At 42.8% G+C, this 2,786-nt stretch carries 3 protein-coding genes and 1 pseudogene; 2 read left to right on the forward strand and 2 right to left on the reverse strand.

Annotation, left to right across the window (positions count from 1 at the left end):
- A pseudogene (locus OKC42_RS21160) lies at nt 1–122 on the reverse strand (IS5/IS1182 family transposase); the annotation flags it as partial.
- Between the two features lie 711 nt (nt 123–833).
- Complete coding sequence (locus tag OKC42_RS21165; RefSeq protein WP_270820845.1) at nt 834–1,631, reverse strand: hypothetical protein; 798 nt, start codon at nt 1,629–1,631, stop codon at nt 834–836.
- A 235-nt stretch (nt 1,632–1,866) separates the two neighbouring features.
- Here OKC42_RS21165 and OKC42_RS21170 point away from each other — a divergent pair, with 235 nt between their 5' ends.
- Both OKC42_RS21170 and OKC42_RS21175 read left to right on the forward strand, forming a co-directional pair.
- Nucleotides 1,867–2,058 (forward strand): hypothetical protein, encoded by a 192-nt coding sequence (locus tag OKC42_RS21170; RefSeq protein WP_182962972.1) that lies wholly within the window; start codon nt 1,867–1,869, stop codon nt 2,056–2,058.
- A gap of 161 nt (nt 2,059–2,219) precedes the next feature.
- Complete coding sequence (locus OKC42_RS21175) at nt 2,220–2,495, forward strand: transcriptional regulator (protein ID WP_113722059.1); 276 nt, start codon at nt 2,220–2,222, stop codon at nt 2,493–2,495.
- Nucleotides 2,496–2,786: the final 291 nt, after the last annotated feature.

Genomic DNA, 2,786 nt, shown 5'->3' on the forward strand with positions numbered 1-2,786 from the left:
GCGGCACGATTATCCACCCGCTTGCGATGCCTCCCCAGCGGGTGGTTGGTTTTGTGTTCTGGAAGCAATGGTTCCATTTTTGCCCAGAGCTCATCACTAATCAGCCAGTTATCGCCCGCCATCCGCCCCTCAGAAATTGTCACACAACACTATTTTTGTCTGACAACTCCTTTTGGGATAGGTTCTAAGTTCCACAATACAATAATACGAGCCATCAACCCCATCCTTCTGAGATAATAAAAAAACAAAGAGGGGGAGTGAAATGAAGTATAAAAACATGCTCATAATTATTTTAATTACCATGAATTGTAGTCACAACGTCATCAACTTTTCATTTGAAAACTTCATAATAATAAACATCATAGCTTAGATCCGACATTCCGCACCTGTTTGGGGATTTATTTTCGGCGATGATGTCTACACATTCGCAGTAAATAGCGACCTTGAGGATCTTGTAGTGGAGGCGGCCAAAATAGCAGGAATACTCCGATTCATGTATGCGCCTCCTGTGAGATGAAGTGAAATGCTATCCAACAGAGCATTGTCACGCGAACACGAAAATAAAATCACGTGCTTTCTCAACTTGATCACAAATGTGTGGGTTATATCACAATTTTAAATACAAAAATTAGGTGCGGAATAACTGTTAGATATTTAAAATTCGTTAATTAGCCCTGCACCATCAATGTCAGATCCGTTTTACATGAATAAAGTAAAATGGGCCATGATTTAATTCATGGCCCATTTAAAACAATCGCAGTTTGTGTCACGGCACCTAGCTGAGGCGCTTACTTGATACACTAAGCAATAATAAAATAGATGACTACGCCAACTTACTTTAGGACATCAAGTGCGCGTTGGTTGATACTATAATTATCAGAATAAACTCTAAATGATTTGGCTTCGGCCAATTTCAATTCTTTATTGGTTTTCAGTGCGACTACCTTGAGAACGTCTCCATTGATCTGACAACCATGATCTAACAACTCAAATGGATATTGTGTGGTAACTTTTGGTTTGATTTTTTCTCGGCATATTTCATGCCGGTACTCTGCAAAATCGCCAGAGGAATTACTATAGTAGCCCTTATTGTTTAGCTTGTAATAAATTCTAGCGGTGGACCCATCTAGCTCTCTTGCTTCTGACACAGGGATGCTAGCTAAATCAGGATTATTGAATGCAATCCTATCATCCTGGAATACCATTCGAAGGACTTTAAATTTAGCACCGTAACCATTAACACCAGTATAGTGAGCTTGTTTGGGTTTGACTGTTTTTAACATCACATATGGCAAGTCGTATGTACTACTCGACTGATTCCATTTGGAAAGCACCACATCACTGTAGTAAACCCCGCCATATTGATTGATAAGGCTTGTGTACTTCTCCCCAAACCCGCCAAATTTATCCTCCTCTGGCAACTGGTTTATTATTTCTTTGAAAATTTTATATTCCATCTGAACAGCATTTTTTTCAATTGGCGGTGCCTTGACACCTGGAGCTTCAACGACCTGAACTGCTACTGTTTGGTGGTCGTTCACTACAGGTGGCTGACTGGATGTAGGTGAAGACTGGCAAGCTAACATTGGCAAAACCAGTAATATCGATATCGAAGAACGAGTGTACCCCATAATTTATCCTCAATCCTTTTTATAAAGTCTAATTCGTGTCAGGTAATGTAAGCTACGGCCGTACCATATGATCAACTTGTAAACTTACAAGTTGCCATAATACATAGAAAGTTTATAACGCTTAGATCATATAAACAACAATTAATCATGATACTGGCCGATAGTGATTGTCGGCTGACAACGGGATAATCTGCACCAGAGCGGCAGCAGGCAAATAGGTCACAGGTATCGTGAAATGGAACTCCGGCCCCTTGCCGACAGCGATTGTCGGCTAACAAAAGTGGTGATCTTCGCCTCAGTGGCCGCTGGCGAACAGATTATCAGTATCATGAAATGGAATTCTTCCAACCAATCTCACACCATTATCGGTGGTGAGAAATGCAACAACACAGCCTTATTACAACTGGTACAGCTGCTGGCGGCATAGCCGCAGCAAACACGAAAAAAAGCTCCATTTAAGCCCATTCGTAGACGCTTCAATCCACACCGGTGATACTACTCATATCTTGCACAGAACTTAGCCACTTACGTTCAGCGCAAAATGACTTTTTCAGGACCCACTCCAGCGAGTGTTCTTTTGAGGTAGCCATGGCACGAACCCTTGACGAAATATTGACCACAGAAATACCCGACGTTGTCACTCAGGCCAGGGAAAAAGCAGAGCAAATGCGACTAGAGATTCATATAAATCAACTCCGTGAAGTGCTGACCCAGGCTGGCACCGAACCCATGATTTGCGATCAAGATCCATCTATACAGGACGTTACACTGATGGACCTTAAACGCTGGGTCGAGGCTGCTGGGGGAAAACTACAGCTCAATGTTGAAATGCCAAACGGATCTCAGATCTCGTTTGCCGTTTAACTAAATATGGATCTCAGAACACCGTAGCAATTGTCGGCTGACAACGGAATGATCAACTCATCAGGGCCCGCTGGCATTCGCATTATAGGTATCGTGAAATGGAAATCTGGCTTCAGCGAACTCGATTGTCAGCTGACAACGGGGTGATCAGCTCATCAGAACCATCAGGCATTGGCGTTATCGGTAGTGTGAAATGGAAATCTGGCTCCAGCGAACTCGATTGTCAGCTGACAACGGGGTGATCAGCTCATCAGAACCATCAGGCATTGGCGTTATCGGTAGTGTGAAATG

The organism is Aeromonas sp. Y311-2 (assembly GCF_027706025.1).
Lineage (GTDB): Bacteria > Pseudomonadota > Gammaproteobacteria > Enterobacterales > Aeromonadaceae > Aeromonas > Aeromonas veronii.

Excerpts from the sequence above, each read along its gene's own strand:
- OKC42_RS21165 (WP_270820845.1), bottom strand. The coding sequence starts at position 1,631 with ATGGGGTACACTCGTTCTTCGATATCGATATTACTGGTTTTGCCAATG.
- OKC42_RS21170 (WP_182962972.1), top strand. The coding sequence starts at position 1,867 with ATGGAACTCCGGCCCCTTGCCGACAGCGATTGTCGGCTAACAAAAGTG.
- OKC42_RS21175 (WP_113722059.1), top strand. The coding sequence starts at position 2,220 with ATGGCACGAACCCTTGACGAAATATTGACCACAGAAATACCCGACGTT.